Annotated in this window: 26 protein-coding genes; 10 read left to right on the forward strand and 16 right to left on the reverse strand. The window is 38.8% G+C overall.

All coding sequences use genetic code 11. The features are described from left to right. From ACXAE4_RS17475 to ACXAE4_RS17485, 3 genes are all read right to left on the reverse strand, one after another. Nucleotides 1-600, reverse strand: a complete 600-nt coding sequence (locus tag ACXAE4_RS17475; RefSeq protein ID WP_475236504.1) for a DUF3298 and DUF4163 domain-containing protein — start codon at nucleotides 598-600, stop codon at nucleotides 1-3. Between the two features lie 110 nt (nucleotides 601-710). Further along, nucleotides 711-1,565 (reverse strand): bifunctional methylenetetrahydrofolate dehydrogenase/methenyltetrahydrofolate cyclohydrolase FolD, encoded by an 855-nt coding sequence (folD, locus tag ACXAE4_RS17480; protein WP_028408722.1) that lies wholly within the window; start codon nucleotides 1,563-1,565, stop codon nucleotides 711-713. A 248-nt stretch (nucleotides 1,566-1,813) separates the two neighbouring features. Next, nucleotides 1,814-3,214: a tannase/feruloyl esterase family alpha/beta hydrolase gene (locus ACXAE4_RS17485; RefSeq protein ID WP_034265692.1), complete on the reverse strand. Its 1,401-nt coding sequence runs from the start codon at nucleotides 3,212-3,214 to the stop codon at nucleotides 1,814-1,816. Between the two features lie 202 nt (nucleotides 3,215-3,416). Between ACXAE4_RS17485 and ACXAE4_RS17490 the strand changes: the two genes are divergently transcribed. Then, entirely contained in the window at nucleotides 3,417-3,887 is a 471-nt protein-coding gene (locus tag ACXAE4_RS17490; RefSeq protein ID WP_028413560.1) for a staygreen family protein, read from the forward strand. A gap of 52 nt (nucleotides 3,888-3,939) precedes the next feature. Next, nucleotides 3,940-4,419 carry a hypothetical protein gene (locus ACXAE4_RS17495; RefSeq protein ID WP_028413561.1) on the forward strand — a complete coding sequence of 160 codons (480 nt, stop codon included), beginning with the start codon at nucleotides 3,940-3,942 and terminating at the stop codon, nucleotides 4,417-4,419. Nucleotides 4,420-4,452: 33 nt separating this feature from the next. Here the strand turns inward: ACXAE4_RS17495 and gltD are convergent, their stop codons facing one another. Both gltD and gltB read right to left on the reverse strand, forming a co-directional pair. After that, on the reverse strand, nucleotides 4,453-5,934 hold the full coding sequence (gltD, locus tag ACXAE4_RS17500) for a glutamate synthase small subunit (RefSeq protein ID WP_013082931.1): 1,482 nt from the start codon (nucleotides 5,932-5,934) through the stop codon (nucleotides 4,453-4,455). Between the two features lie 16 nt (nucleotides 5,935-5,950). Then, nucleotides 5,951-10,504 carry a glutamate synthase large subunit gene (gene gltB / locus ACXAE4_RS17505; protein WP_028413562.1) on the reverse strand — a complete coding sequence of 1,518 codons (4,554 nt, stop codon included), beginning with the start codon at nucleotides 10,502-10,504 and terminating at the stop codon, nucleotides 5,951-5,953. A gap of 134 nt (nucleotides 10,505-10,638) precedes the next feature. On the opposite strand from gltB, the gene gltC reads away from it, so the two are divergent. After that, nucleotides 10,639-11,541 (forward strand): glutamate biosynthesis transcriptional regulator GltC, encoded by a 903-nt coding sequence (gene gltC / locus ACXAE4_RS17510; RefSeq protein WP_013056801.1) that lies wholly within the window; start codon nucleotides 10,639-10,641, stop codon nucleotides 11,539-11,541. Between the two features lie 160 nt (nucleotides 11,542-11,701). Beyond that, a complete protein-coding gene (locus ACXAE4_RS17515; protein WP_028413563.1) occupies nucleotides 11,702-12,772 on the forward strand; it encodes a DUF3900 domain-containing protein in 1,071 nt (356 codons plus the stop codon). Between the two features lie 72 nt (nucleotides 12,773-12,844). Here the strand turns inward: ACXAE4_RS17515 and ACXAE4_RS17520 are convergent, their stop codons facing one another. Next, the gene (locus tag ACXAE4_RS17520) at nucleotides 12,845-13,024 is read right to left on the reverse strand and encodes a small acid-soluble spore protein H (protein ID WP_028413564.1); all 180 of its coding nucleotides are present in this window, start codon (nucleotides 13,022-13,024) and stop codon (nucleotides 12,845-12,847) included. A gap of 77 nt (nucleotides 13,025-13,101) precedes the next feature. Further along, a complete protein-coding gene (locus tag ACXAE4_RS17525; RefSeq protein ID WP_028413565.1) occupies nucleotides 13,102-13,461 on the reverse strand; it encodes a hypothetical protein in 360 nt (119 codons plus the stop codon). A 221-nt stretch (nucleotides 13,462-13,682) separates the two neighbouring features. On the opposite strand from ACXAE4_RS17525, the gene ACXAE4_RS17530 reads away from it, so the two are divergent. From ACXAE4_RS17530 to ACXAE4_RS17540, 3 genes are all read left to right on the forward strand, one after another. Next, complete coding sequence (locus ACXAE4_RS17530; protein ID WP_028413566.1) at nucleotides 13,683-13,991, forward strand: hypothetical protein; 309 nt, start codon at nucleotides 13,683-13,685, stop codon at nucleotides 13,989-13,991. Nucleotides 13,992-14,131: 140 nt separating this feature from the next. Then, a complete protein-coding gene (locus ACXAE4_RS17535) occupies nucleotides 14,132-14,278 on the forward strand; it encodes a hypothetical protein (protein ID WP_098626789.1) in 147 nt (48 codons plus the stop codon). Nucleotides 14,279-14,407: 129 nt separating this feature from the next. Further along, a complete protein-coding gene (locus tag ACXAE4_RS17540) occupies nucleotides 14,408-14,620 on the forward strand; it encodes a hypothetical protein (RefSeq protein WP_028413567.1) in 213 nt (70 codons plus the stop codon). Nucleotides 14,621-14,680: 60 nt separating this feature from the next. Here the strand turns inward: ACXAE4_RS17540 and ACXAE4_RS17545 are convergent, their stop codons facing one another. The 4 genes from ACXAE4_RS17545 to ACXAE4_RS17560 form a co-directional block, all read right to left on the reverse strand. After that, nucleotides 14,681-15,115: a MerR family transcriptional regulator gene (locus tag ACXAE4_RS17545; protein ID WP_033578828.1), complete on the reverse strand. Its 435-nt coding sequence runs from the start codon at nucleotides 15,113-15,115 to the stop codon at nucleotides 14,681-14,683. Nucleotides 15,116-15,639: 524 nt separating this feature from the next. Further along, nucleotides 15,640-16,248 (reverse strand): methyltransferase, encoded by a 609-nt coding sequence (locus tag ACXAE4_RS17550; RefSeq protein ID WP_028413569.1) that lies wholly within the window; start codon nucleotides 16,246-16,248, stop codon nucleotides 15,640-15,642. Between the two features lie 68 nt (nucleotides 16,249-16,316). Beyond that, nucleotides 16,317-16,493, reverse strand: a complete 177-nt coding sequence (locus ACXAE4_RS17555; RefSeq protein WP_165573411.1) for a hypothetical protein — start codon at nucleotides 16,491-16,493, stop codon at nucleotides 16,317-16,319. A gap of 95 nt (nucleotides 16,494-16,588) precedes the next feature. Continuing rightward, entirely contained in the window at nucleotides 16,589-17,203 is a 615-nt protein-coding gene (locus ACXAE4_RS17560; RefSeq protein WP_228123050.1) for a poly-gamma-glutamate hydrolase family protein, read from the reverse strand. A 391-nt stretch (nucleotides 17,204-17,594) separates the two neighbouring features. On the opposite strand from ACXAE4_RS17560, the gene cyoE reads away from it, so the two are divergent. Continuing rightward, on the forward strand, nucleotides 17,595-18,512 hold the full coding sequence (gene cyoE, locus ACXAE4_RS17565; protein ID WP_013056789.1) for a heme o synthase: 918 nt from the start codon (nucleotides 17,595-17,597) through the stop codon (nucleotides 18,510-18,512). A 24-nt stretch (nucleotides 18,513-18,536) separates the two neighbouring features. Here cyoE and ACXAE4_RS17570 read toward each other — a convergent pair whose 3' ends face one another. Together ACXAE4_RS17570 and ACXAE4_RS17575 are read right to left on the reverse strand one after the other, a co-directional pair. Then, on the reverse strand, nucleotides 18,537-19,475 hold the full coding sequence (locus ACXAE4_RS17570) for a carbohydrate kinase family protein (RefSeq protein WP_028413571.1): 939 nt from the start codon (nucleotides 19,473-19,475) through the stop codon (nucleotides 18,537-18,539). 1 nt (nucleotide 19,476) lies between these two features. Further along, nucleotides 19,477-19,686, reverse strand: coding sequence for a cysteine-rich CWC family protein (locus tag ACXAE4_RS17575; RefSeq protein WP_028413572.1), 210 nt, complete (start codon nucleotides 19,684-19,686; stop codon nucleotides 19,477-19,479). 162 nt (nucleotides 19,687-19,848) lie between these two features. Between ACXAE4_RS17575 and ACXAE4_RS17580 the strand changes: the two genes are divergently transcribed. Continuing rightward, nucleotides 19,849-21,207 carry a D-serine ammonia-lyase gene (locus tag ACXAE4_RS17580; protein ID WP_154988919.1) on the forward strand — a complete coding sequence of 453 codons (1,359 nt, stop codon included), beginning with the start codon at nucleotides 19,849-19,851 and terminating at the stop codon, nucleotides 21,205-21,207. Nucleotides 21,208-21,238: 31 nt separating this feature from the next. On the opposite strand, the gene ACXAE4_RS17585 is transcribed toward ACXAE4_RS17580, so the two are convergent. From ACXAE4_RS17585 to ACXAE4_RS17595, 3 genes are all read right to left on the reverse strand, one after another. After that, entirely contained in the window at nucleotides 21,239-22,621 is a 1,383-nt protein-coding gene (locus ACXAE4_RS17585) for a PH domain-containing protein (protein ID WP_261765736.1), read from the reverse strand. Beyond that, on the reverse strand, nucleotides 22,614-23,096 hold the full coding sequence (locus tag ACXAE4_RS17590; RefSeq protein WP_013056785.1) for a PH domain-containing protein: 483 nt from the start codon (nucleotides 23,094-23,096) through the stop codon (nucleotides 22,614-22,616). The genes ACXAE4_RS17585 and ACXAE4_RS17590 overlap by 8 nt, the downstream gene beginning before the upstream one ends. A 142-nt stretch (nucleotides 23,097-23,238) precedes the next feature. Beyond that, a complete protein-coding gene (locus ACXAE4_RS17595; protein WP_034265658.1) occupies nucleotides 23,239-24,570 on the reverse strand; it encodes an NAD-dependent malic enzyme in 1,332 nt (443 codons plus the stop codon). A gap of 308 nt (nucleotides 24,571-24,878) precedes the next feature. Here ACXAE4_RS17595 and ACXAE4_RS17600 point away from each other — a divergent pair, with 308 nt between their 5' ends. Further along, a complete protein-coding gene (locus tag ACXAE4_RS17600; RefSeq protein WP_028413576.1) occupies nucleotides 24,879-25,457 on the forward strand; it encodes an LOG family protein in 579 nt (192 codons plus the stop codon). Nucleotides 25,458-25,467: the final 10 nt, after the last annotated feature.

Here is a 25,467-nt window from a genome sequence, read left to right on the forward strand (position 1 = left end):
TTATCCAAACATTTGTCCAAGTGGACTTTCATCTGCAATAATATCTTGAATAGCATAGACAGAAATTGGAAAGTAAGGAATTCCATATGCGTAAGGAGCCAGGTCATACAGCTGATAAAATAGCACAAGTGATTTATCCGCGATATAAAAATCTTGATCTGGTTTAATTCCTTTATATTCTCCAAGAACCATAATATCGCGCTCTTTTATTTGCTCTCCTACTATTTTAGAAAGAACACTCACGTAATTACTGTCTTTTTTAAATAAATCTTTTAGTTGATACGTTTTTCCATTCAGCACGTTAAATGTTAACGGAACTACCACGGTCAATCCGTGCGCTCCCCCGGAATAAGCAAAATTGACAAGCGTTAAGCTGAGCACATTTCGCTCGTTTGTTTTCAACTCATAATAACCCGTTTCTTCTGTATCCGGATTTTCTCCATATCCCTGCTGACGAATTAATTCATTCGTACGCTGCAATATTTGACTGTTAATGCTGTGCTGAACAGCTGGATTAGTCAAATGAACAGCTGGATAGTAAACGTTTAACTTTTTCTTCACTATTTGTTGAGAATATACCGTTGCAGGTAACGTAACCATCGCTTCCTCCTCTTTCTATACAGAATGTTACATTCTATTCTTTTAGCTTTCATTCCATTACTGAAGCAAAAAAATCCCGTGCATATACGCACGGGATTTTTAACTTTCTATTATTTTACGTTGTTAATTGTTTTAGCAGCGTCTACCGTATTTTTTAATAGCATTGTGATGGTCATCGGACCAACGCCGCCTGGTACTGGTGTGATATAACCTGCAACTTCTAAAGCCGCTTCGTAATCAACATCACCAACGAGTTTACCATTTTCCATTGTGTTACCTACATCAATTACAATGGCACCCGGCTTAATATCATCTGCTTTGATAAGTCTAGGTTGTCCTACAGCTGACACAAGAATATCAGCTTGTTTTGTTAAAGCAGATAAATCTTTTGTGCGAGAGTGAGCAATTGTTACCGTTGCACTTTCTTGAAGTAACAGCATGGATACTGGTTTACCAACAATATTGCTTCGTCCAATTACTACCGCATGTTTACCTGAAATTTCTTCACCTGAACGTTTAATTAACTCAACGATACCGTGTGGTGTACATGGTAAATAGCACTCATCGCCAATGACCATATTCCCTACGCTTACTGGGTGGAAGCCATCTACATCTTTTTTAGGAGATACAGCATTTAATACTGCTTTTTCATCAATATGTTTTGGTAATGGAAGTTGAATAAGAATACCATGAACAGATGGATTTCCATTCAAGTGATGGATTTCGTTTAAAAGCTCTTCTTCCGTAATCGTTACGTCACGTTTGATAATTTCAGACGCAACACCGATTTCTTCACAAGCCTTTGCTTTTGCTTTTACATATGATTGGGAAGCAGGATTTTCTCCTACTAAAATTACGGTTAAACCAGGAACGATACCTTTTGTTTTTAATTGAGCTACCTCTTCTTTTAATGCGGCGCGCAGTTCTTGCGCTACTTCTTTTCCTTTAATTACTTTCGCTGTCATGATGTTTTTTGCTCCTTTCAACTGTAGCCATTTAATAAATGTACGAATTATAGTTATTAATCTAACACAAAAGTTCGGTTTTGTTCAATGTTTTTATTATTTTTATTTTAAATAGATAAAAATAAATAACAAATAACGTATATTCCATTCTTATCGCACTATAATATTTTGTATTCATAGAAGCTGTTTTTATTCAAATGTTGCTTTTCTAAATTAAAAACCGCGCCTTCGGCACGGTTTTCGACGATTTATTTTTTTGTTGATATGCTTTTCTTTGTAGTCAACGGCAGCACGTCTTCCTCTGTTTTTAGATCCTTTACATGCATTTCCTTGAGAGGCACACTTATTTTCTTATTTTTCGGAGGTTCTTCAAAATTCTCCACCCAATCACATAGCAGTTCAAATCCTTGATACACATAAGGAAGGAGAGGCTGAAGCTTTCGATCTGGATCAATTTGATGATTCCATACTAAGCTATCAATATGGTTTCCATTTTCAATTACGTAGTGACGATGAAGGTGCTGCTTACCAGAATCTTTTACCAGTTGTTCATAAGGATAAGCATGAATATCCGGAAAAATAAGAGCATCTAACGACCCTGTAATGCTTATCAACGGAACGGAAATATCACCTGTATTTTCAATTTCACGAACTTTTTGCTTAACATCTTGTGGTCTTTCTTGATAATCATACTTTTTAAAAATAGAATCTAACGAACGATCTCTAACTCCGTTTTCAAAAAGCGTCAAGTATTTTTGCCACGGAATGCTTCCAGGTGCTTGACTGTCAAACTCATCTCTATATATATTAAGTGTTAAAAACCAATAATACTGGTCATGATATGGCCATAAAAACTCAGATCCTTTTGGCAACCCTGCTTGATACAACCGGTGCAAAGCTTCTTTTTGCGATTCACCTACCGTATACAGTGCTTCTTCGGCATGATTTACAACAGGTGTTAGGGAAGTGATCAAGTTATCGTGATCAGCTCGCCACATAACCCCTTCCCATTCAACCCCTCCATTAAAAAGCTGAGGCTCTCCATTTTTCCCATCGTTTTCTAAAGCATAGCGAACAACATAACCCCCATTAGAAATACCTAAAGCATACGTTTTTATATCAAAATATTCTGTCACTTCTTTCTGGAGTTTGTGACGATAATTTTCAAACAAAAATCTCTGAGCAATTTTTGTCACTTCTCGGTATTGAATATGCCATTTTCTAATGGAGTCTTCTTCTTTGACTAGAGCGTTTTTTGCTTTAGCAAATGGATCATCTCTCACTTCTTCTCCCTGTGTCCCTTTATCAGAAGCAGCAAACGCAAACCCTTTTGCCAACACATAGTCGCTGAACAGTAAATCCGTTGATTTCTCATCTCTGGTAGCTGGAACTCCCGACATAACTAACTTTCCATTCCAGTCATCAGGAATTCGAATGAGAAATTTACCACCATCAACTTCACCTTCTACTTGAACGCCCGTTATTTCTTCAGGCTGATACATGTAATACCATCCATTTTTTTCTTCTTTTGTTCCCCAATAGATAGGAGCCAGCCCAATGTTCCCATAGGCAGTCGCTGCTTGAAATTGAAGAGGGTTTTTAGTCGTTAACCAGTTTCCATACTTACCGTCAAACGTTGTGATATTCAAGTGATAACCTCCATTCACATTTGCTTTTGAAGACAATCTTCGGGGACTGTACACGCATAATTTTAGTTAAATATTACCATTCATTTCTCAAAAAGTACATCAAAACGCCTTTGTTGCAGAAAGAAAGTAGACATTTATCACATCTGAGCCCATAGCGCCGTATAATATTGAAATTTATTCAAAAAAAGGAGTGTCAATGACTATGAGTTCGTTTAATTCTTCAAAACTCTCTACGACTCTCATTCCCCCTGCTACTTCCTCCTATCCGGTTTCTGGAAGAAAATATACTCTTACTCATTCTGATACAACCGGTCAGCTTTTTTTAAGCATCGGATGCTCATATAACAACAAGGCGATAGATAAAAATATGCGTGATGAAGTACTAGCTGCTCTTCACGTAACAGATCGACAAGCAGTTATTCAAGGCGAAGTTTTTGTTAGCGGAGGTGAGTTCAGCCGCGAGCAAGCACAGCTTCGTTATCACATTTTCCGCCGGGAGCTTCCGCTTGCTTTAGAAGCAATATTTTACGGAGACCAAGCGTTTTTTCAACATTATCCAGACTTGCTAAATACACCGATTTACATTTATTTTGTATCGACTTATCAAGAATTTAGAGGGTGGTCCTATTATCAAACCCCTAAATTTTATTTAAAACAAACATGCAGCAGCTAGCACGCTAGTGCATAAACTAATGGAAAATGAACGAGGAAGGTGTGAATGTCTCATGTACAGTCAATGGGTTTACCCCTATATGCCGCGCTACTACCATCCAGTGGTTCCTACTACGAATGAAAATTATTTAGAACCTTATAGATACAATGAAGACTTATTTTCTTATATCCTGCATGAAGAAGAAGAAGTTAGATCTACACGCGATGTAGACAGAGTGATGAAAATTTTAAAACGCCAGTATCAGTCCATCTACAGAGATGCTCAACGAGGTGGGATGGATAGCAAACTAACAGAATACTTATTTCGTTCCATTGTAAGATTTGTTGATGATAACTATAACAATTACAGCGGATCTATTAACGAACGCGTCGAAAAAGCCGCGCGACAGCTGAAAAAACGTGATCCCTGGACATTTGAACTTTTTAACTTATACAGCGTTTCCCCTGTTTCACAAGTTCGAATTACTAACACGATTTTAACCGTTTCATTTGAAAATTTACGTAGAGGAAATGAAGTGCCAAATCCTAGATAAACAAAAAACCGCCACAATTGTGACGGTTTTTTGTTATGGTAATACAGTTGCTCCCATTAGATGGCTATCAACTTGTTTAGCTACTTCACGACCTTCATGAATAGCCCATACGATTAAACTTTGCCCACGACGAGCATCACCAGCAGCAAAAACACCTTCAACATTTGTTTTGTAATTTCCATACGCTGCATCTACGCGACGATTTTTCGTTTCAACACCAAACGCTGATAGAACCGGATGCTCTGGACCTTCAAACCCAATCGCAATAAAGACAAGCTGAGCTGGCCATACTTTTTCTGTTCCTGGAATTTCGGTAAAGATGTACTGTCCATTTTCACCTTTTACTTTTTCCATTTGAACCGTATGAAGTTCTTTTAGATTACCTTGCTCATCTGCCACGATTTTTTTCGTTTGAATTGAATATTCACGTGGATCGTCCCCAAATTTCGCCTGTGCTTCTTCATAAGCATATTCAAGATTAAATACATGTGGATATTCAGGCCACATATTATCTGCCGTACGCTCAGCAGGAAGCTGAGGATGTTTACCAAACTGAACAACGCTGCGGCATTTTTGACGAAGAGCAGTAGCTACACAGTCAGCTCCCGTGTCTCCGCCTCCAATAACAATAACGTCTTTTCCTTCAGCATCAATAAATTGACCATCTTTGAAGTTAGAATCTAAAAGGCTTTTTGTTGAAGTTGTTAAGTAGTCCATTGCAAAGTGAACTCCTTTTGCTTCACGGCCTTCTAATACTAGATCTCTTTGCTTCTGAGCTCCTGTACACAAAATGACAGCATCATATTGTTCTTTTAACTCTTCAGCAGTAATGTCTTTTCCAACTTCCGTATTCGTTACAAAATCAATACCTTCTTGTGTCAATAAGCGAACACGTCTTTCCACTACTTCTTTATCTAGCTTCATATTCGGAATTCCATATGTTAATAAACCACCGGCACGATCTGCTCTTTCATATACCGTTACTGAATGACCCGCTTGATTCAGCTGATCTGCGCTCGCTAAGCCTGCTGGCCCAGAGCCAATAACAGCAATTTTTTTGCCTGTTCTTTTCTCCGGAATACGCGGAGTAATCCACCCATTCTCAAAGCCTTTATCAATAATAGCGCGTTCGATATTCTTGATCGAAACCGCTGGATCTGAAATAGCAAGCGTACAGGAACCTTCACACGGAGCAGGACAAACGCGTCCTGTAAACTCCGGGAAGTTGTTCGTTTTCATTAAACGCTCTAAAGCTTCTTTCCAGCGTCCTTTATAAACTAAATCATTCCACTCTGGAATTAAGTTATAGATTGGACATCCAGAAGTAAAAGCATTAATATCCATTCCCATGTGGCAAAAAGGTGTGCCACAATCCATACATCGTGCTCCTTGACGGCTTAGCGCTTCATCAGATAAAGGAGCAGCATACTCTTTCCAATCACCTAAACGTTTTAACGGGTCACGTTCCTTCCCTTTTTCACGTTTGATTTCCATAAATCCTGTTGGTTTTCCCATCGTACTCTCCCCTTTCTTACTGAGCTACCGCTTCTTGTTGTTTTGCCGATGCTTTCTTTTCTTGTTTTGCATTTTCCTCAAACGCACTCATAGCTGCTTCTTCTTCCGTTAACCCAGCTGCTTTTTGCTCTTCAATGCGATTCATCATGCGTTTATAATCATTCGGAATCACTTTTACAAATTTCGAAAGCGATTCTTCCCAATTTTCTAATACAAATGCTGCTTTATGACTGTCAGTATATTTTAGGTGATTTGCAATCATCTCTTTTACTTCTTCTGCTTCTTCGCCTTTTAAGCTCTCAAACCCAATCATGTCTTTATTACAAAGGTTTTTGAATGCTTCTTGATCATCAGCAAATACGTAAGCAATACCGCCAGACATTCCCGCACCGAAGTTTTTACCTACATCACCTAATACGACAACGCGTCCGCCAGTCATATATTCACAGCCATGATCGCCAATTCCTTCAACCACTACGTTCACACCGCTGTTACGAACCGCAAAACGTTCTCCTGCTAGCCCGCTAACATAAGCTTCACCGCTTGTTGCACCGTAAAATGCCACGTTCCCGACGATAACATTTTCACCTGACACAGCTGTTGTTTCCTTAGGTGGAGCAACGATGATTTTACCTCCTGATAACCCTTTTCCGATATAATCATTTGCATCTCCAGTTAGATACATAGACATTCCTTTTGGAACAAATGCACCAAAACTTTGTCCTGCAGAGCCAGTGAATCGAAGAGTAATCGTATCTTCTGGCAGACCTTTCTCACCGTAACGTTTTGTAACTTCACTTCCTACAATTGTTCCAGCTACACGGTTAATATTAGAAATTGGCAGTTCTAACTCGACTTGATACTTATGCTCGATTGCTTGCTGTACCGCTGGCAAGATTTTTTGCATATCAAGAGATTCGTCAATTTTATGGTTTTGAGGTGTTTTAAAAGTACGTACACCTTCAGCTTGATATAAAAGAGTTGTTAAGTCTAAGTGCTGCGCCTTCCAGTGATTTTTTGCACGTTCGCTAACGCTTAATACGTCTGTACGTCCAACCATTTCATCTACTGTTTTAAATCCAAGTTCAGCCATAATTTCGCGTACTTCTTGTGCAACAAATTTCATATAGTTAACGATGTGATCCGCTTCTCCTAGGAACTTTTTACGAAGCTCTGGGTTTTGCGTCGCCACTCCAACTGGACATGTATCTAAGTGACACGCACGCATCATGATACAGCCTAAAACAATTAAAGGCGCCGTAGCAAAACCAAACTCTTCTGCTCCTAAAAGTGCTGCCATGACTACATCTTTACCCGTCATTAATTTCCCGTCTGTTTCAAGCACTACCTTTTCGCGAAGACCGTTTAACATAAGCGTTTGATGAGCTTCCGCTAAGCCCAGTTCCCACGGTAGTCCCGTATGTTTAATACTTGTTTTTGGAGATGCTCCCGTACCTCCGTCGTAGCCGCTAATAACGATAACGTCCGCTACTCCTTTTGCTACTCCGGCAGCAATCGTTCCTACTCCTGCTTTTGAAACGAGTTTGACGCTGATTCGTGCATCACGGTTTATATTTTTTAAGTCATGAATAAGCTGTGCTAAATCTTCAATCGAGTAAATATCGTGGTGTGGAGGAGGTGAAATTAAGCCTACTCCTGGCGTTGATCCACGCACATCTGCTACCCATGGATATACTTTGTTTCCTGGAAGCTGACCGCCTTCTCCGGGTTTTGCACCTTGTGCCATTTTAATTTGAAGCTCATCCGCATTCACAAGGTAATGACTTTTCACTCCAAAACGGCCAGAAGCAATCTGTTTAATCGCACTGCGGCGATTATCTCCATTTTCATCCACAGTGTAGCGGCTAGGGTGCTCGCCACCTTCTCCACTGTTACTGCGTGCGCCTAAACGGTTCATCGCAATCGCTAATGTTTCATGAGCTTCTTGACTTAAAGATCCAAACGACATAGCACCTGATTTAAAACGTTTTACAATCGAATCAACTGATTCCACTTCATCAATGGAGATAGATGAACGCGTTCCATTAAACGAGAATAGGTTGCGCAAGAAACCGATGCGTTCTTCATTAGCCGATTCAGAGAATTTTTTAAATAAGCTGTAATCTCCCTTACGGCAAGCCCACTGCAGCGTGTGAATTGTTTTTGGATTAAACGCATGATGCTCGCCCGTGTGTCTCCACTGGAAGTCGCTTCCTGACTCTAACGTTTGCTCAATTGTTTCAACATAAGCATTGTCGTGACGCGTTTTCGCTTCTTTTGCAATAACATCTAAACCGATACCGCCAAGTTGCGAGGCAGTACCTGTAAAATATTGCTCGATAACCTCTGCACTGATTCCAACTGCTTCAAAAATTTGTGCGCCCCGATAACTTTGCACCGTTGAAATGCCCATTTTAGACATTACTTTTACAACACCTTCAGTAACGGCTTTTACATATTTCTCAACAGCATAGTCATACGATACGTTCAACGTACCTGCGTTAATTTCATTTTGATATGTTGCAAAAGTAAGATATGGATTAATTGCGTCTGCTCCGTAACCAATCAGTGCTGCAAAATGGTGCACTTCGCGCGCTTCTCCTGTTTCCACTACAATGCTCGCCTTTGTACGGTTTCCTTTTCGCACTAGGTGCTGGTGCAGCCCACTGACCGCTAATAAAGCTGGAATGGCTACAGAGTGAGCTCCCGCTTCACGGTCTGTCAGAACAAGAATGCTAGCGCCTGCGTTAATTGCCGCTTCAGCTTCAGCAAATACGCGATCAAGATCTTCTTTTAAATCATTTGTGAACACCGCAGAAATAACAGCACTTTTGAAATCTGGATGAATGGCAGACTTCAGCTGATGAGTTTGATTGTTTGTTAAAACCGGCGTCTCAAGCTGAATTCGATGAATGTTTTCTTTGGTTGGATGCAGTAAATTCCCTTCTGCACCAAGCAACGTCATTGTTGATGTAACCAACTGTTCACGAATAGCGTCAATCGGTGGGTTCGTTACTTGAGCAAACAGCTGCTTAAAGTAATTGAACAGCGATTGAGGACGATCAGACAACACGGCTAATGGAGTATCATTACCCATTGAACCAAGCGGATCTTTTCCTTCTGTAATAACTGGAACTAAATATTTATGAATATCTTCATACGTGTAGCCAAATGACTTCTGGCGAATGACCAAATCATCGAAGTATTCAGATTTTTCTTCCTGCACTTCTGGCAACGTTACCAGCTGTTCATCTAACCATTCTTGATAAGGCTCAGCCTGTGCCATTTCAGATTTAATTTCTTCATCTGAAATAATTCGGCCTTCTTCTAAATCGATTAGAAGCATTTTACCTGGGCTTAAACGATCTTTATATAACACATTTTCATCTTCAACATCAATGACGCCTACTTCTGATGAAAGTATGATGTAATCATCTTTTGTAACATAATAGCGAGCTGGACGTAAACCGTTACGGTCTAAAATAGCACCGATTTGCTTTCCATCCGTAAACGAAATAGCAGTCGGACCATCCCATGGCTCCATTAATGCGCTATGATACTCATAGAAAGCACGTTTTTCTTTTGACATGTGCGGATTCTCAGACCAAGGCTCTGGAATAAGCATCATCGCTGCATGGGCTGGCTTGCGGCCGGCCAATACAAAGAACTCTAGCGCATTATCTAACATGGATGAGTCGCTTCCTTCAGCATCTAAAATTGGAAGAACCTTCGGCAAATCCTTACCAAATGCGTCCGAAACAAACTGCTGTTCACGCGCTCTCATCCAGTTTTGATTACCGCGAAGCGTATTGATTTCACCGTTGTGAATTAAATAACGGTTTGGATGTGCTCTTTCCCAGCTTGGGAACGTGTTTGTGCTAAAGCGAGAATGCACTAAAGCAAACGCTGAAGTAAAGTCTTCATCTTGTAGGTCAAGATAAAAAGCATCCACTTGTTCAGGTGTTAACAACCCTTTGTACACAATTGTTCTGCTTGAAAGACTTGTAAAATAAAAACGGTTTTGACGTGCCTGCGCCCAATTTTCCGCTTGCTTACGAATAACATATAGCTTGCGCTCAAACGCTAAGTCATCTTGAATACTGTCATTTGCCCCAATAAATACTTGTCGTACGTATGGACAGCTTTCTTTTGCAACTTTTCCGATTTTTCCGACATTTACAGGCACAGTTCTCCAACCTAATAACGTTTGTCCCTCTTCTTCAATTAATTTATTAATATAAGCTTCAATTTCTCGACGCTCGTCTTCATTATTTGAGAAAAAGATCATTCCAACTCCATAACGACCGTTTTCTGGCAAGTTCAGTTCAACGCATGTCTTTTTAAAGAACGCGTGTGGAATTTGTACCATTAATCCAGCTCCATCTCCTGTTAGCGGATCACTTCCCTGTCCGCCTCGATGGTCAAGCTGGCAAAGCATGTTTAGTCCTTTTTTAACGATATCATGTGACGCTACGCCTTTCAATTGAGCGTATAGTCCGATTCCACATGCATCGTGCTCAAATTCAGGACGGTAGAGACCTTGAGCTTTTGGCATTTGATTGTATGTCATCTTCTTCTCCCCCGTTCGTTTTCTTTATCTTTTTAAGATCACCTGTTTACATTGTAAGTTTTCAAATCAATATAAACAATATATAATTTAGATAAAACCAATCTAATTTTGATATATATAGATGGAGGATGCTTATGGAACTGCGTCAATTACGCTATTTTATGGAAGTTGCAAAAAGAGAACACGTATCTGAGGCGGCAGAATATCTGCATGTAGCTCAATCAGCAATCAGCCGTCAAATTGCGAACCTGGAATCTGAGCTAGGTGTTAGTTTATTCAAACGTGAAGGAAGAAATGTCAAGTTAACAGCAATAGGAAAAGTCTTTCTTGAGCATACGGAGACGGCTATGAAAGCTATTGACTATGCGAAAGAACAAATTGATGAATACTTGGATCCCGAAAGAGGAACGATTAAAATCGGATTTCCAACAAGTCTTGCTAGTCACCTTCTTCCTACTATTATATCAGCCTTTAAAGAAGAACACCCAAATGTTGCTTTTCATCTTAGACAAGGTTCGTACAAATTTTTAATTGAATCGGTTAAAAAAAGAGATATCAATATCGCTTTTTTAGGCCCTGTACCTGTAGAAGATCAGAGTATTGAAGGGCATATTCTATTCACTGAAAATCTTTTAGCCCTTGTTCCTTCTCATCACCCGCTCGCTGAACGGGATAACATTCGGCTGCGGGATTTAAGAAATGAAGATTTTGTGCTATTTCCAAAAGGATTCATTTTACATAAAATGGCCTTTGACGCTTGCAAACAAGCAGGATTCATGCCCAATATTTCATCTGAAGGAGAAGATTTAGATGCGATTAAAGGTCTTGTATCTGCAGGAATTGGCGTGACGCTTCTTCCTGAAAGTACAGTGTCTGAAACGACTCCTCGTTTTACGACTAAACTTCCTATTCATACGCCGCAGCTTCAGCGGACAGTCGGAATGATTATTCCTAGAAATCGTGATTTAGCACCTTCTGATAAAATTTTTTATAAGTTTGTCAAAACCTTTTTTGAACGTTTGGAACAGTATAAATAAGAGAGGCCCCCTGCCTCTCCTATTCTTTGCTTTACACACTATTCCTCAGCTGATCAATTGTATAAATAGATCTTTTTCCCCTAAAGCTAACAGGCATTGACGCTTACCAGACTCTTTCTTATACTGAAGTAACTGACTAAAAAGAAACAAGGTGACTGCTATGGATTTTAAAATTAATTTTTTATCATTTTACGTAATACAAGTAGAAGGAAAAGAAGAACAGGCCTCTAAACAATATAAGCATTTTCAAACGCTTGATACGGAAGAATATGAAGAAAGTTCCATTAAAGATTTTTTAGACGGTGAATTTAAAAAAATTGTAAAGCGCAAAGTAGAGCGACACCCCAAAGCAGAACAAGTGCCTACAAAGCTCGGGTATTTTATAGTTGAACCGGGACACGCTCTCGACTCAAACCCTAATTATAATTTATTTCACCGCACTCGTTTTGCCACAACCAAAGAAGAATTTGAAGAAAACAGCGAACAGTTTATCAATGCGTACCTTGATACTGCAGCCGTTCGAGGAGGAGCATTTTTAGTGGTATCTGCTGTTCCAAGAAAATATTTTGATCATGCTTTTGTGTTTATTTTAAAATGTGACTTCGAACCAAAAGTGGCTTCAATTTCAGATGAATCAACCCTTATTCGTCACGTAGAAATGGCGATTACTACTAAAAACATGAAATCCATTCAATACCCATACATGCCTGAAGAAGGCATGGTGGAAGAAAGCGAACTCGTTATCCACCAAGCGTCTCACGCCCGTTATTTTGAAGACTTTTTGAAATTCATTGATTACAACGAGCCCATGCCTGAGATTATGAAAACACAAGTGATGGATATGGTGCGTGAACACGTCAGCGAAACGCTTGAAGCAGAAAGCGTAGAGCTTGAACAGTTTGAATCAGACATGGAACTGTGGGCAACAAGCGAAAAGCGTGAGCTTCAAGAACGTTTGGATACCCATCAAGTCATGGAAGCCGCTGCTCATATCGTCGAGCATACGCCTGATGCCGAGCTAAAAATGAAGCTTGGCGAAACCGAGATTAAAGGACTGTTAGCTGATTTTGGGGAGAATATTCACTTAGCGAAAGTGAACGGACGCTACGTGGCGTTAATTGAAGCGGAATCGATTCTGTTTGAAAAAGGCGCGTCTCCGATTGAGTTTCATAAGCCTGGTGATTTGCACGGGATTATTGAGAAGATTAACAGTAAGAAATGGGAAGAATAAATAAAAGGAAGAGAGCTGTGTATCTGCTCTCTTCCTTTTATTTAACTGAACTAGTAGCTCTATTTATCCACCTTAATTCTCTACTAATTGACTCACCGCAACATTTTGTTCATTTTCCGGCTGACCTAGCGGATAAATTCTTGCCGTATCATTTTCTTCGCTTACATGTTGAATATAAACGGCCGTATCGTTATACGTAACGTTAGCCATAACGGGTGAATCAGCAATTTGTTTTGCTCGCTGCTTGTCCACGTTTCTTCCCCCCTCTATGCTGATATACATATAAGGTTTGCTTAAAGAATGGATGATATTCGCCGTTTATAATCGTTCTAGCGCTTTTTAGCGGTGCGGTAGCCAAGGTAAAAGATGAAAGAAGTATAGATAATAAATGCAGCTCCAGCTAGCAAGATCATTTTGTGATGATGCCAAAGGTCTACGTATGTTTTGATGAAGACCCCTTTTGTAAGTAAAATATATTGATACACAATAAAACCAACCGCCAAAGCAAGAAACAGCACGCGAAACAAACGAATGAAATCAATGTTAGATAAAATGGAAGCAGCTTTTACCCAGGGCGATGTAGGAGGCGGAGCTTTTTTGGTGCTGCGGCTCTTCGGCTTTTGTTTCTTTGCAGGCGGAGCTTTTGATTCTTCTATTTTAGGTGCTGGTTTTTGTTTCCCTTGAGCCATCGGTCACTTTCCCTCTTTCTTAAATAAAGTGTCTAAAAAAGAAGCTTTTCTATTTTGCATATTCAAGAAAGGGTTTGCTATCTCCTTTTTCCTCTTAAAAATACTTTCCTTTTTTAAAATACAGAATGTCTTTAGGTATGTGCCTATAGCATTTTTCTTATCTTCGCATACGTTATATCGTGTTTGATTTGAAGTTACTATTTAAAAGGAGCGGTGCCCTAATGAACCCTTATTATTTCAACCCTGGATATATTCCTCAGCAAGTTGATTACTCAGTTCAACAATACTATCCCCCTTACGTACCACAGCATGAAGAATACGATGAAAGACAGCAGCTTCAAAATCTTGGAGGATTTGAACGAAGAATTCGTGCTCTTGAGAGACAAAATGAGGAGCAAGTCAGAGAAATTACTCGTTTAAATCGAATTGTGGAGCGACATACTGACCGTATAAACAGATTAAATCAGCGCTTACGCAATGTAGAAAGAAGACTTAACATTCCATTTACAGCAAGCCAGGACGGATTTTAAACTTACCTTAAGCATTCCCGTTTCTTTTGAGCGAGAATGCTTTTTACATATCTTCCGTCGTTTTTGATAGCACGAAGGATATTTGATTAAACTTTACATAAAATAAAATTCGACTATAAAAAAGAAAAGGAGAAAATCACATGAAATCCCCTGTTGTTATTTGTCCTAACTGTCATTCTCAAAAAGAGCTCGCTACCGTTTTAACTGCTCAGTCCAATCAAAACGTTATCTATATATGTTCAGCTTGCGGCTATAAGCTGACAAACATTAAAACAAGCAAAGGATAACCAGTATCTCTCCCCTCACTTAGTACCTATACTTAATACGTTCTTCTGTCCACATACAAAAATTAACGTTTACGTAAATGTTATTAATTTTGTATACTGATAGTATTATGGGAAAGGGAGTTGAAGAAGTTGAAGTTTAAAATGAAGGAACGCGGGCAGCTGCATTTGAGTCCGGAAGGAAAACAATTGATTTTAGACTTATACGAATCAAATATGATGGAATCTGTAAATGAAGCTTTGGATGCTGAAACAAGAAGCTTTCACAGCGGAAAAGCCGACGGGATACAGGCTATTCTACTTCTTTTAGGGGTACAGCTAGAAGAAAACTCTTCACAATCATAAATAAATTCCCTATAAAACACATAAAAGCAGACGCACTCTTCTGGTGAATGCGCCTGCTTTTTATGATTCTTCCTGCTCGAATTTTACAATTGCAGCCTTAGCACGATCTCTCAGTGACAGAAGGTCAGACTCTACTTTTAAGATGTTTTTCTTTTTCTGTTCAATCAGCTTGAGCTGCTCTTCTACCGTATGTAACACTTGCTCTAACTTTTCTTTTTGTTGACTTGTTCCTTTCACTTGCCTATAATCCATCTTTTGTATTTCAAGAGTATCACTTAAAGCAAGAAATTCCTGTAATTCTTGAAGTGAAAAACCCATGACTTCTTTGGCATTCGTAATTTTCTTTAAGAATTCTACGTGTTCTTCCGTGTACAGACGAAATCCACCTTCACTTCTTGGAGGTGCTGGCATCAGTCCAATTTGTTCATAATAACGAATCGTACGTTTTGTTAAACCGCTTTGCTTCGCTACATCATCTATTTTTAGTTCACTCATTTTTAAATCCCCTTTAATCAATTAACAATGTCAACTTTTCGTACTTTTTACTATTATACACTAACGCTAGATATCTCAAAACAAATCTGAACAGCTGTGCACTTATTTAAAAATAAATAAGCAATTTCTTCACCCTTTTTTAGAGTAAAAAAATTGCTTATACAGTATATGCTGGGTTCTTTTCTCTAAAACCTTATCATAAATGCCGTTTCTGTTAATTTACGATTTAGCATACAAATTAATAAATTTGTTTTTGAGACTTCTTATTTCTATCGACTAAATGTTTATTAACTTGTATGTAGCCTTCTCTTTCTGTACTAGCCCCGCCTGCGCTGAGTACACCGATAGCCACGCATGCTATCCAACCTAGTTTCATTATAACAGAAAGCGCTTACATAATAAAGTGTTATGCTTTAATTTCTAAAAAGTTATAAATAAAATCAGCAGGTCTTTTTCTAGCCCCTGCTGATTTGTTAAATAGAACGAGCGACGATACACCTTTATGAAATAGTAAATAAGTCGTCTTAATAAGCTACTTTATAAATCAAAAACCGTTCATATGGATTTTTACGATTCAACTCTGGCAGCATTACCTCTTCTTTTAAAATGAAAGAAGGGTGTTTTTCGAGATGATGAAGATAATCCTCTGAACTATAATACAAAATTAAATCAATCTCGCGCTTATTCTCTTCCCACGAAAGCAAAATATTGTTCACTACTTGGATAAAAATTTGAACTGAAAAAGGATTAAAAAAATAAAAGCAGTTGTCTAGTGGGTGAATCTTATATTCCTGGGCTAAACAACACTGAAAATAAATATGACTTTTTCGGCCCTTGGCTTTTTTTAAATAGCGCCTCTGATTATCTATGGCCTGCTCATAGAAGTGCTCATTCATTTCTATCCCTACAGCGGTGGCATTACATAGGTAGTTCACATAAAAATTCAGCCTTCCTTTCCCACACCCGAAGTCGACAATTCTATCGCTGCTTGTTAGCTCATACTGACTGAAAAGTGCTTCTAATGCACTATAAGGCGTGGGTTCATAACGATGGTAATGAAATGAATCATTAAATCCCTTTTGTTCTCCCGTTGTTTTTATATTTAATAAAGCGTCATAATATTGTTCATTCATGGCCAATCTCCTGTTTATAGTTGTCGAAAAAGAGAAAGAAGGACAGATGTCCTTCTTTCTCTTTTTACTCACTCTACTTTTACGCGCATTTCTGATATTTTAAGACCAATCTCTTCGATTAACTGCACAGCTTCCGCTCGTTTTTGATCATCTAATGTGCTGATTTCTGGTATGTCTATGCTTTTTAAATATCGATAAGAGGCTTTAAGTCGTTCTAGGGTATCTTCTTGGTCAAACTTTTTCATGATTATCTCCTCCAGTTTATGTAGTTACTATATGTATACCACAAACATGTCCGTAATAAATCTAACCTGTTTAATAAATACTAAACGTATCTGATTTATCTAAGAGGAAATGCACTTCTAATAGCTGATATATACTCAAAAAATTCCTGGGTTTTCGAATTTTTACGTTCATTTCTCGTGTTAGTTGAAAAAAAAGCTTCTCTTTGCGCTTTACTTATCTCAATTTGCACACCCATCCGCCTAGCTGTTTTATTGGTTATATTTCTAGGGCTGGTACCGGAAACAGGATCTTGATCTGATAAAATTTCTGTACTAAAGCCTTTAGAAACAAGCGCTTCATGTACTTTGGACCTTAACGCTTTGTCAGCACCGCCGATTTTAGTATGCTTTTCACTTTTGTCGTTGTATCCATGAAAAGATACTGCATAGTCTTCTTTTGATATAATCGTTAACGCATGAGGTTCATCAAAATGAGTGGATGTGATATGAAGATCGGCATTTCCTGATTTCTTTAACCCTTCAAATATATAGTACGAGTATTCGTTGCCCGCTAGGCCAACAGCAAGTTCGGATGTTCCAGTTTCGATACCTCCGCCGTGTATCGCGAGCATAATAATGTTAGAAGGTCTGATTTCAAATTGAATTTTGTAGTCTTGGTTGTATACTTCATAAGAGGCAAGTTCAGAGAAGCTAGCATATTTATCTGGCATCATATATCCTCCTTGTGAATAAGACATAGTAAATAAACTTATTAGTTCTTTCTTTAATGTACCACATCTTTTCTTTCATCACATACTATGTGATTGCAATTACCAATAAATATGGTACGATTAAGTTCGAGTTTCTTGCTCGTCAAAAGTTCACCAGATAGTCAAAATTTTCGTTTTTAAGCATTCCATTTTTATCTTATAATAAAGGATGTACTTATTTTCAGTCGGAAATTCGACATTTTTCTTTGTTTTTTAAAAAAGTTCAAGGAATGTTAACAAATTTTACGAGCAACCTTGATGTAATTACGATATTTTTTTGTTAAAATAGTTTAGTTGATTAATAAAGATTAGGTTTATTCATGTAAGAATAAGCTCAAAAAGGAGAATTGCTGTGAAAAATACCGAAGTTATCACAAAGGAATCACTTCCTATCAATCAGTATTTTTCCCGGGAAGTAATCAGTGCTATTATAAAAACTGGGATTATTAAATCGAACTCACTAGGAATGGTTGCTGGGCTTTGTCTCGCAATTGCTGTTAATGACTTAAGCTTTGTGACACAAATTCCTATCATTATTTTGGCTTTAATTGGGACATCCTTTGTCGTAGGAGGAGCTGGGGCAGTTAATAACTTCTATGACCGTGATATCGATGCAATCATGAAACGTACAAAAGACAGACCGACGGTAACAGGAGCGGTCAACCCTAAATTTGCTCTATGGTTAGGACTGGCTTTATTTGTTATTGGTGTAGGTATTTTATTTTTAGTTTCTAACATGGCCGCCATTATGGGTATTTTAGGATTTTTCTTTTATGTAGTGCCTTATACTATGCTTACAAAACGTACAACCATTTATAATACCGAAGTCGGAAGTATTTCTGGAGCTATGCCTCCAATCATTGGCTGGGCCGCTATTTCACCAGACTTATTTCATCCGGTAGCAATTGGATTGTTTGTATTTATGTTTTTATGGCAGCCTCCTCACTTCTACGCTATTGCGATTAGAAGACTTGAGGAATATAAAGCCGCAGGTGTACCAATGCTTCCTGTAGTAAAAGGTATCCGTCGTTCCAAAGTCCAAACGCTTGTATACCTAGTTATTTTACTAGCGGCATCGTTCTTATTTTTATCGTTTAGTAAAATTATCGCATTTACAATGTTCGGTTTAACACTCGTGTGGATGCTTCTTGGAATTGTTGGATTTAAAAAATTAGAAGATACAAAATGGGCTACTTTAATGTTTGTGTTCTCATTGAACCATCTTACGATTATTTTTGCCCTTATGATTATACTGTCATTTTTTAAATAATAAATGCTCAAAAGCAGGTAGCTATCAGCTACCTGCTTTTATATTAGATACATCTTTTGCTTTAAGCGAAATCATTCCTCCGTATCTCGCCGAAACTGCTCCACCTAACGCGTTGGCAAACATTGTGTACTGCTTACATGACTCCTCACTTTCAGGCAAACCTTTTTCATGAATACACCAGAGAATTCCTGCCATAAATGCATCACCCGCTCCTGTTGTATCTATCGCCTGTACTTTCTTTGCACTCACATGAAGCATTTGATTTGCAGTAACGGCTACTGCGCCCTTTTCTCCTTGAGTGACCCATACGAACGGAATATGATACGCTCTCAGTTTTTCTAGGCTTTCTGCCAAATCTGTTGAATTCATCAAAAATAGGAGCTCATCTTGAGAGATTTTCAAAATATCTGTTTCGTACAAAAACGATGTTACAATATTTCTACATGCTGCTTCACTTTCCCATCTTTTCATTCGAATATTCGGATCAAAAGCTACCAGCATAAGATATTTTTTTGCGAGCCTCACAGCTTCTCTTGTAGTTTCCTGGGAAATCGGATGAAACAAAGTGCCTGATCCAAAATAAAAAATCGCTGCCTTCTCAAATAGAGCTTCCTGCAGCTCATATTTATACACTTGCTCATGAGGGGTAGAATCTATGTAGGAATGAAAGTAACGATCTCCTTCTTTACTTTTATGTACATACACTTCACAAACTTTTTTCGTCACCGAAGTTACACAGCCGCTTTGGTTTACTCCTTCAATTAAAAGCTTCTTTCTTACAAAATCACTTGTTTCATCACTCCCTAACTTGCAGATATAAGATGCTTTTGCTCCTAACTTCTGAACTCCAACTGCTACATTAACGGTTGTGCCTCCTAAAAAAGGGTCAAAGTCAGTGTTAGATTCATTTTTAGCGATAAAATCAATAAATGCCTCACCGTATGAAATAATTCCTTTTTTCACGTTAATCCCCACCTTCTTCCTTCTGTCTCGCAACGCATTTGACGCATACACACGCTTTCCCTCTGCTTTCCAAAGGAATTTGTTTAAACAAATCAGGAGTAAAAACTTTCTGCATGCACCAACACTTTTCTATTTCTCTGCCTTGTACAGAAGCACAGTTATTTTTCTCTTCGCAGATAGGACATCTGCTATCATCGCCTGAAAATGCCATAAATTCCTCTCCTTTTTTCTATGCAGTTGTATAAGTTATCTTTATTAGTATACAAGAGGCAGTTAAAATGCGCTTTCTGCTTTTTGATATTTTCGTTTTCAACTTCTTCTATTCTTGATACTATACATATAAAGGAAATAACATATTGAGAAAGGAGCCTTTATGACGATACATTTATTTCACCAAAAACCCCTTGCTACATGGATGCGTGAATATCCTTTATTAACACCTTTAATCAATAAACAGGAAATACTTTGGATAAATCCTTATTTAAAACCTGCTCAAGAAGCACTTTCGTCTCTTTCTTTACATACCAAAGATATAAAAGATGCAAAAGAGCGACTTTCTCGCTTTTCTTCTTTTCTTCAAATCGCTTTTCCGGAGCTAAAAGCATCAAAAGGAATCATTGAATCACCTCTTCAAGAAATTGCATACATGAAAGACTATTTAAATCAACAAATGAATAACGAGCTGCAAGGAAAATTATTGATGAAATGCGATCACGATCTTCCTATATCAGGTTCTATTAAAGCAAGAGGCGGCATTTATGAAGTATTAAAATTTGCTGAAAGTCTTGCTATCAAAGAAGGGCTGCTTACCGAAGAAGACAGCTATGCTCTTCTAGCTGAAGAACGATGTAAAAAGTTATTTTCTTCTTATTCTATTGCAGTAGGATCTACCGGTAATTTAGGTTTAAGCATTGGTATTATAAGCGCCGCTCTCGGCTTTAACGTCACCGTCCATATGTCAGCCGATGCGAAGAAATGGAAAAAAGATTTGCTTCGTTCGAAAGGCGTAACCGTTATTGAATATCAGTCTGACTACGGAAAAGCCGTGGAAGAAGGACGAAAGCAAGCCGAAGCAGACCCCGCCTGTCATTTTATTGACGATGAGCAGTCTAGAGATTTATTTCTTGGTTATTCCGTCGCTGCCTTACGCTTGGAAAAGCAGCTAGCCGAGCTGCAAATTCAAGTAGACGCTGAACATCCTTTATTTGTCTATTTACCTTGCGGAGTAGGCGGAGGTCCTGGCGGTATTACGTTTGGATTAAAAGCAATATACGGTGATCATGTTCACTGCTTTTTTGCTGAACCTACTCACTCTCCTTGCATGCTGCTCGGATTAATGACCGAGCTGCATGATGGCATTTCCGTTACCGATATTGGACTTGATAACATAACAGCTGCCGATGGACTAGCTGTAGGAAGGCCATCTAGCTTTGTAGGCGAAACGATAAAATCGCTTATTAGCGGAATTTATACTGTAGAAGATGATCAGCTTTTCCGATTTATTTATGAGCTAGCCAATCGTGAAAATATGTATATAGAACCTTCAGCAGCGGCTGGTTTACAAGGGCCTCTTCACCTGATGGAAAGCGGGTCTTCCTATATACAAGCGCAAGCACTAGAAAACGATATGTCAAAAGCTACTCACCTTGTATGGTCAACTGGAGGCAGTATGGTGCCCGCTGACGTGATGAATAGCTATTACGAGCAAGGAAAAAAGTTAATGAATAGATAACGTCAAAAGGCATGAAGAACAATGATGTTCTTCATGCCTTTTTAGAAGAAGTAGCTTGCAGAAAGATAGGATGCCAAATTTCAAATGGAAAATATCCCGATTTATAGCTGCCGCTTGTACCCATAGTTGAAATTTTTATTTTCCTGTATCTTTTCTTCCATAAAAAGGTGCCTGCAAACACCTCAATTTGCTCCACTTTCTTCCTTCTAATAATCGTTGTTTTTCGTGTTAAAAACTGTGAGCGAATAGCGACAAATACCTCGTTCATCATTAAGCCGCCTTGGCGATAGCCCAACCAGTGAATAAGTACATATGCAAGGCACAGCACAGCAATAACCCACACGAACATTGATTTCCAAAAGCTGATGCCAATCCCTGCCGCTACAAATAACAAGAGCGGTAATAGTAATGGGTACCATGCATATTGAATAGCTGTATTTCTTGGACACTTTATATATTCGTAGTGCGGGACATATACGTTCATTAACGATGAAATCTCTTTTTGCTGGATAAACGGGTGTAAATAGACCTTTTCTTTTAAATCAGAGGTTACGACATTTAACGAAACGGAAGACCATCCAAATAAGCGTCGAACCAACCCTTCCTCTATCGTAACAGCCTGTATTTTATGAAAAGGAATCGTAAGGGATTTCTTATTTAATAGTCCGTATTTAATATGTAGATAATGATCGTAGCGTTCCACTGTAAAACCGCCAAATCGTATCACATATAAAACGATAGACAACAAATAAGCAAGCACCACAATTGCAGCGACTAATACAAATAAACCAAGCATCGATTGATGAATCACTTCTTCGTAAGCTGTCTTCACCCAGCGGTTGATATACGTATCAATATACTGATAGAGAAAACCAAGAGCAGCAAATATATAGCCAAAATTCCCGGAAAACGCAGCAGCTAACGCCAGCTGTTTCACCGACACTTTCATCATACGTTCAGGACTTTTTTCTGTTATTTCCGGCTGACTCCCTGACAGCTTTAACGTATCTTTAAGATGGTGCGCTTCTTTTAGTGAAATACCAGATAAATCAATTTCAGCATCCGTACCGCTGCTGGCCGTGTCAATACGAAGCCGGGCTAAGCGAAGAATTCTAAAGACAAACGGCTGATCTAACTGAATCGATTGAATGCGATTTCGTTGAATAAATCGTTTTTCTTTTTTAAAAATCCCTTTATACAGACGCACTTCCGTTTCCGTTACTTCATAACGAAATTCCCTCCAGGTAAAAAAAGCAAATAAAGCGACTACGCCTCCCGCTAATAGCGTTGCCCACCAATATGTAAACAACAGGTGCCGATTGACGATAAATACAAACACAAAAGGCAGGATATTATTTTTTATATGTTCAATAAATGCTATTGCAATATATAGCGGATGCAGCCGCTTACTCATCTTCATCATCTACCTCTGCTAGTCTAGCAATATACTCTCGCAGTGCTTCAGCATCTCTTTGTACGAGTGCAGGAATTTCGACGCTTCCAGCTGCTGTGATGATTTTAACAGATGCCAAGTCAAATTTTCGAAAAATCGGCCCTGTCAACGTTTCAACGTGCTGTACTTTCACAAGGGGAATTTTCGTATGATACCAGATGAAGAGCCCTCTTTGCACATCAATTTGAGTATCTGTTACTTCATATGAATATACATTCATATATACATTTGGAGCTATAATTGTATATATGATAAAGCTCACGACTAATAGTCCAGCTGATATCCATCCAATAATTGACCACCAATCAAAAAAATGAACGAGTAGAAAATAACCCGCTGTTGCCAGAAGCCACAGGCTATGCGTAAAAATGGATTGCCAGCGCATCGCTTTTTTAGCCTCGAGGGGCAATTTGCCCTTTAAATGTTCAAACTCCATAAAAACTCCTTTCTCTACCTTTTTTACTATTTCTATTACTATATTACGTTAAAAAAGGAAAAAAGTTTCATCGTTTACTATTTTCTTATTATTTTTTGATAAAAAACAAACAAGGCTGCCTATTTCGAGGCAGCCTTGTTTGTTATCGATAAACGCCGTCTTTCTCTCCGTGTGCAACAGCCGCTCTTTCAACTGCTTCAGATACTGCTTCGTGTACAGCTAGATTAAGAGGGTGAGGAACTAAATCGCCTGGACGCGTTGAATTTGCAATGGCTTCAGCTGCAGCTACAAGCATCGTATGCGTAATATCACGCACTCCCGCATTTAATACTCCTCTGAAAATACCTGGGAATCCAAGCACATTATTCACTGACCTTCCGTCAGTAGCATAAATAGCTCCTGCTTCAAGAGCATCTTCAGGTTCAATTTCTGGTTTTGGATTAGAAAGTGCTAAAATGATTTGCCCTTTTCGAATCCATTCTTTCTGTATTAAGCCAGGTACACCTGTTGTCGCAATAACAATATCACAGTTCTCCATAAGCTCTTCTAATGAATCCGCTACTTTTCCACCGTAGCTGACCAAGCGCTCATTCGCTTCAGGAGACTTATCAGCTCCTATCACCTGTTTGACACCGTAAGCCATGAACATTCTGCAAGTAGCGATACCAGCAGCTCCTAAACCAATCTGCCCTACTTTTGCTTCTTTCAAATTCACACCTGTGCTGCGACAAGCTGAGATAGCTGCTGCTAGCGTCACAACTGCTGTTCCGTGTTGATCATCATGCATAACTGGAATATCTAGCTCTTCTTTTAAACGTTCTTCAATTTCAAAGCAGTGAGGCGACCCTATATCTTCTAGTAAAATACCGCCAAATCCTGGTGAAATATTTTTAACCGTTTGAATGATTTCTTCCGGCTCATTTACATTCAACAAAATAGGGATAGCGTTTACACTGGCAAGCTGATCAAATAACGCAGCTTTTCCTTCCATAACAGGCATTCCTGCAACTGGACCAATATTCCCTAGTCCTAGTATAGCGGTACCATCCGTTACAATCGCAACCGTGTTTCCAATGCTCGTATAAATTTTAGCTTTGTCGGGCTGTTCTTGAATAGCACGGCAAACGTTTGCTACACCTGGTGTATATACTCTTCTTAAGTCAGCGATCGACTCAATTTTCATTTTGCTTTTCATTTGAATTTTACCGCCTTCATGCGCATGAAGAACTTCATCTGATACTGTATGTAAAGTAATGCCTTCTAAACTGCGAACCGCTTCAAGCAATTCCTCAAGCTGGTCTTCACTTTCTACTTGAACCGTAATACTTCTCATTGTGTAGTTATGTCCTACTTTAACGGTTTCAACCTCGCCAATGTCTCCTCCAACATTTCCAATGGCTGTTGCTACTCTTCCTAAGTTTCCTGGTACAGTCGGTGTTTGTACCATTAATGTGCGTATTAAATTATTCATCATATCCCCATATCCCCCTTGTCCTAATCCTGCAAGTACGTATACTTACTAATGAAGCGTTTAAAACGGTCCAATCTCCCATAAGTTCATATTATCTACTTATCTTACAAGTAGATCTATGCGTACTCTCTTTTTCATCAAAAGAAAAGAAATAGATAACGCTTTCAAACAGATGTTTCGCTTTGATTATAAGCAAAGTTTTTAGAATAATCAAGCGATGACATTGTGAAAATTCATAAATTATTAAGAAGGATTTTGTTGTTCATAAACAGAAAAGACTTATATAGAGAAGAAACAAAGGAGTGAAGAAATTGAAATCAATTTGTGTGTTTGCAGGATCAAGCGCAGGAATAAAAACAGAATATAAAGAGGCCGCCGTCTCGCTAGGACGTTACATGGCCCAAGAAAACTACCGGCTGATTTACGGAGGCTCACGAATGGGCCTGATGGGAGAAGTCGCAAATGAAATGCTTGAACATGGGGGCGAAGTCATTGGTATTATGCCCCGCGGTTTGTTTAGCGGTGAAATTGTTCATACCGCGCTGACAGAACTCATCGAAGTAGAGAGCATGCACGAGCGAAAAGCAACTATGCACGAGTTAGCAGATGCTTATATTGCCCTTCCTGGAGGTTTCGGGACATTTGAAGAGCTGTTTGAAGCTCTTTGCTGGGCTCAAATTGGCATACATAAAAAACCAGTGGGGTTATTAAATGTAAACGGCTACTACAACCCCCTTATGCAAATGGTTCAGCATGCAGTAGATGAAGGATTTTCTACGGATTCTGCTATTCGTCTCATCAATATTTCTGATACTCCCGAACAGCTTATCTCTTCAATGGACACCTATACGTCTCCTTCAGAGGACCAAAAATGGAAGACTGAACGCTAAAAAGCAAGCG

The organism is Priestia sp. ABM2_011 (assembly GCF_056158845.1).

Bases quoted from the DNA above. Each gene is read 5' to 3' on its own strand.
- ACXAE4_RS17530 (WP_028413566.1), top strand. From the start codon at position 13,683: ATGAACCCTTATTATTTCAACCCTGGATATATTCCTCAGCAAGTTGAT.
- ACXAE4_RS17585 (WP_261765736.1), bottom strand. From the start codon at position 22,621: ATGAGTAAGCGGCTGCATCCGCTATATATTGCAATAGCATTTATTGAA.
- ACXAE4_RS17535 (WP_098626789.1), top strand. From the start codon at position 14,132: ATGAAATCCCCTGTTGTTATTTGTCCTAACTGTCATTCTCAAAAAGAG.
- ACXAE4_RS17555 (WP_165573411.1), bottom strand. From the start codon at position 16,493: ATGAAAAAGTTTGACCAAGAAGATACCCTAGAACGACTTAAAGCCTCT.
- gltC (WP_013056801.1), top strand. From the start codon at position 10,639: ATGGAACTGCGTCAATTACGCTATTTTATGGAAGTTGCAAAAAGAGAA.
- ACXAE4_RS17550 (WP_028413569.1), bottom strand. From the start codon at position 16,248: ATGAATGAACAATATTATGACGCTTTATTAAATATAAAAACAACGGGA.
- folD (WP_028408722.1), bottom strand. From the start codon at position 1,565: ATGACAGCGAAAGTAATTAAAGGAAAAGAAGTAGCGCAAGAACTGCGC.
- ACXAE4_RS17495 (WP_028413561.1), top strand. From the start codon at position 3,940: ATGTACAGTCAATGGGTTTACCCCTATATGCCGCGCTACTACCATCCA.
- gltD (WP_013082931.1), bottom strand. From the start codon at position 5,934: ATGGGAAAACCAACAGGATTTATGGAAATCAAACGTGAAAAAGGGAAG.
- ACXAE4_RS17490 (WP_028413560.1), top strand. From the start codon at position 3,417: ATGAGTTCGTTTAATTCTTCAAAACTCTCTACGACTCTCATTCCCCCT.
- ACXAE4_RS17575 (WP_028413572.1), bottom strand. From the start codon at position 19,686: ATGGCATTTTCAGGCGATGATAGCAGATGTCCTATCTGCGAAGAGAAA.
- ACXAE4_RS17515 (WP_028413563.1), top strand. From the start codon at position 11,702: ATGGATTTTAAAATTAATTTTTTATCATTTTACGTAATACAAGTAGAA.
- ACXAE4_RS17475 (WP_475236504.1), bottom strand. From the start codon at position 600: ATGGTTACGTTACCTGCAACGGTATATTCTCAACAAATAGTGAAGAAA.
- gltB (WP_028413562.1), bottom strand. From the start codon at position 10,504: ATGACATACAATCAAATGCCAAAAGCTCAAGGTCTCTACCGTCCTGAA.
- ACXAE4_RS17560 (WP_228123050.1), bottom strand. From the start codon at position 17,203: ATGCCAGATAAATATGCTAGCTTCTCTGAACTTGCCTCTTATGAAGTA.
- ACXAE4_RS17595 (WP_034265658.1), bottom strand. From the start codon at position 24,570: ATGATGAATAATTTAATACGCACATTAATGGTACAAACACCGACTGTA.
- ACXAE4_RS17580 (WP_154988919.1), top strand. From the start codon at position 19,849: ATGACGATACATTTATTTCACCAAAAACCCCTTGCTACATGGATGCGT.
- ACXAE4_RS17525 (WP_028413565.1), bottom strand. From the start codon at position 13,461: ATGGCTCAAGGGAAACAAAAACCAGCACCTAAAATAGAAGAATCAAAA.
- ACXAE4_RS17590 (WP_013056785.1), bottom strand. From the start codon at position 23,096: ATGGAGTTTGAACATTTAAAGGGCAAATTGCCCCTCGAGGCTAAAAAA.
- ACXAE4_RS17545 (WP_033578828.1), bottom strand. From the start codon at position 15,115: ATGAGTGAACTAAAAATAGATGATGTAGCGAAGCAAAGCGGTTTAACA.